This window comes from Vibrio sp. Isolate22 (assembly GCF_022398115.1).
Lineage (GTDB): Bacteria > Pseudomonadota > Gammaproteobacteria > Enterobacterales > Vibrionaceae > Vibrio.
Map to the genome: position 1 here is coordinate 1 of NZ_JAKEUW010000122.1, position 3,109 is coordinate 3,109.

Consider the following 3,109-nt stretch of genomic DNA (forward strand, 5'->3'; position numbering starts at 1 on the left):
ATCTGAATGTCGCGCATTGTTAACCCACTTGTTCGAAATGTATCTGAATGTCGCGCATTGTTAACCCACTTGTTCGAAATGTGTGTTCAGCGATATTCATTAGATCAAAGACGGCGATGCGCGTCTACCTCATTGTTTTTACGCCTGATTATGAGGGGATTCGCAAGGGTGAGGCGTTAGCAAACGTCAAAGCAATGAACAAAGTTCTAGGACTAGGTATGCCTATTAGAAACTAACAGGTAAGTTCCGTAGGATAGATACGTCCTTTAGCTGATTTGATCAACAACGCCCTTCAAATTCGAAAAGAGACACCACATCACTTGGTTGAAGTAGGTGTATAGATATATCCATAAGTAACTCTACAAGACTCCTTTAAAGTACTTCATTTCAGATTTTGAACTCTCTGTGTTTCTGTCTAGGATGATGGGAGTTAACCATCGCTCAAAGTATTGGCGTGACCAAAAGCAACCCCATTACCGCCATAGACAACAAGGCACCACTCAAAAAACTTGGTGCATGAAATGGGCGAACTTTTGATTTAACGGCCTCTCTCTCAATCGCTTCTTGGTAAGTTTTAACGGAGAGTTCCTTAACGTAATTATTTTGCATAATAAGCTCCTTCTGAATAACTAAGAGAAGCTTAAGACTTGAAGTTAAGTTGAGGTAAAGCGAAAAATCATATTAATTAACATCGTTAAACGAGTTATTCCAAAATCACCCTAAAAATGTCGTTGTTCACGCCCCCCACATCCACTAACTCTCCAGTATTCATATGAATTGACGTGTTTAATTGTCGAGTCGAGCGTGGCTCTTTCGTTTCTCGAATCACAAGCATATCGACCAAGTAGCCAGAGTCTTGCTTTCGTACCAAGCCCGAAAAAGTCACACTTTCAGCCCTATCGGCGAGTACTGAATTAAATGTTTTATCTTCTAATACGCCTGCGGAGATGGATGTCTCGCCATAAAACAACGTGATACTTGTTGGGTCAGGTTGTATAGCTTCATTGGACGCGCAGCCCGTCAGAACTAGGCATAGCATTAAAATAATTCTAAATGGCATAAACTTGTTTTTCGTTCTCTCACTAAACGTTATTTGTAAAAGTGCCGTTGCGATGGTTTAAATCACCGCGTCTGTCAGCTCAACTTTTAGTAACTTATAATGTAAATTATCAGCCTCTGCAGACTGGATAGTTCCCGAGATAAGGTCTTCGAAGAGATCCAACTGCCCTGCTGGGATAAGCTGATTTTGAATCGCTCTACGTTTGTTAGAATCAAATAATCGCTCAGCCACCCAACCGATTAAATAGACCAGAGATAGGCATCCACCAGCCGTAGCAATGTTGCCTTCGATGACTAAAGGCAGATCTTGAACGTCTCCACCCATCGCTTCTAATGTTGGTTTGGCATGCGGGTTTGTTGTAAGCCTCTTACCTTTAAGTAAACCCAGTTCGTGTAACACAAAAGATCCCGCGCAAATCGACCCGATTAACTGTTCACTAGGATCCAACTGTAGTGAGTTCATGAACTCCGGCTCTTTCAATGCCGCGGGAATACCGCGATAACCACTTGTGATCAGCACTACATCTTGCTGCGCAACCTCACTCAAATGGCCATCGGTTTTCACCGTCATCCCCAAATGTGAGCGATGCTCAGGCTTAGTTCCAAGAACCTTAACCTCCCAAGAGTCCGTCGTTCTCCCGAGTAAGTCATACATCAAGAAGAAGTCTACATCTGTGAAGTTATCAAATAATACGATTCCGACCTTGTACATAATACATGCCCTTGTTGATTACTCTCGATAGATGAGAAGCGTTAATAGTGAGGCGATTCATAGAAAGGTGATATTAACCACCACATACTTGAGGTCAAACTCGAACCACAATTATTTATGACCCCTAGGTAACAGCGACGAAATTAGACCATTTTCTTTTTACTTCAGGCGTCAACGCTAGAGTAAACTCATAACCTAAGTGATTCTCACGTGTTATTTCAAACCCTAATCGCTTATGAAACTGCACCGACAGTTCATTTAAGCGTAAAACATTGCTTACTAATACCCTTGAATCACGATCTTTCAGTATGTTGACAATGCCACGAAATAGAGCAAGAAAAGCGGCTTTACTTCTATAGTCTGGGTGTACCACAAACATAGGGATAAACTAGCTGCCATCGCCTAAATCACTTAACGTCGTGTAGCCAATTAGCTTATTATGTCGCCGATATTCGACAAGCAGTCCTTGTTCCATCGATTGGGTATGAGATGCTAAATACACATATCTATTGGAAAGCCCGCTTCTTTTGAAATTGACTCCAATGTCATCACGTCCAGTTCTAAATATTCTTCCATAACTACCTCTTACCCGTACTTAAAAGAATTGCAGAACAAAACACGCAATAAACGCCGGTAAGCCAGCAATGAATAACACTAAGCCCGTTTGATAATTCATTCGATAGTGTTCTTGTTGGTCTTTAGCAAAATCGTGCCCGTCGACCATTTTGTAGACTTTGTCTGTAGTAGGATCATCTAAGCGCGTTGTTTTGCTATGAACGCCTCCCTCCCACAGAAGTTTTGCCAAAATCCAAATGACAATAACGACAAAAAATAAGAAGTCGACGAGTCGAGTAGAAGCAAAGAAAGGAAAAAATTGCGACAGAACAAAAACGACCATTGCAGCCATCAAATTGATAAGCACAACTTTCTTTAACAAATCGAGCAAATGAACCTCCTACAGAGTCTTACTACTTCAATAACAGGTATTTATAAAATTTATATTTCTCGGTGGCGTTGTTGATCAAATCAGCTAAAGGACGTATCTATCCTGCGGAACTTACCTGTTAGTTTCTAATAGGCATACCTAGTCCTAGAACTTTGTTCATTGCTTTGACGTTTGCTAACGCCTTACCAACTTGAGCGTTATAACATCTCAAGCTCAATGTGCCGCTAGTCAGTCCTTTATATCGGGACATTGCCGTCTCAGAGATTGAACGGTCGTGGTAGCCAGAGTCAGTTTTCCATTGAGTTAGCGAATCGTTTTTAAGTGCATCGACCACTTCATTTCGAGGGTGTCCCTCTTCCCAATAACCAGCATTTATTCTGGGAGGTATGAGA

Annotated in this window: 4 protein-coding genes and 1 pseudogene; all 5 read right to left on the reverse strand. The window is 41.5% G+C overall.

What is annotated here, in order from left to right; genetic code table 11:
* Positions 1 to 441 precede the first annotated feature (441 nt).
* Positions 442 to 609, reverse strand: a complete 168-nt coding sequence (locus tag L1D55_RS26940; protein WP_239919488.1) for a hypothetical protein — start codon at positions 607 to 609, stop codon at positions 442 to 444.
* 94 nt (positions 610 to 703) lie between these two features.
* A complete protein-coding gene (locus tag L1D55_RS26945) occupies positions 704 to 1,060 on the reverse strand; it encodes a hypothetical protein (protein WP_239919489.1) in 357 nt (118 codons plus the stop codon).
* Positions 1,061 to 1,117: 57 nt separating this feature from the next.
* Positions 1,118 to 1,771 carry a DJ-1/PfpI family protein gene (locus tag L1D55_RS26950; protein ID WP_239919490.1) on the reverse strand — a complete coding sequence of 218 codons (654 nt, stop codon included), beginning with the start codon at positions 1,769 to 1,771 and terminating at the stop codon, positions 1,118 to 1,120.
* A gap of 595 nt (positions 1,772 to 2,366) precedes the next feature.
* A complete protein-coding gene (locus L1D55_RS26955; protein WP_239919491.1) occupies positions 2,367 to 2,717 on the reverse strand; it encodes a hypothetical protein in 351 nt (116 codons plus the stop codon).
* Between the two features lie 118 nt (positions 2,718 to 2,835).
* Positions 2,836 to 3,109 (reverse strand): annotated as a pseudogene (locus tag L1D55_RS26960) (IS5/IS1182 family transposase); the annotation flags it as partial.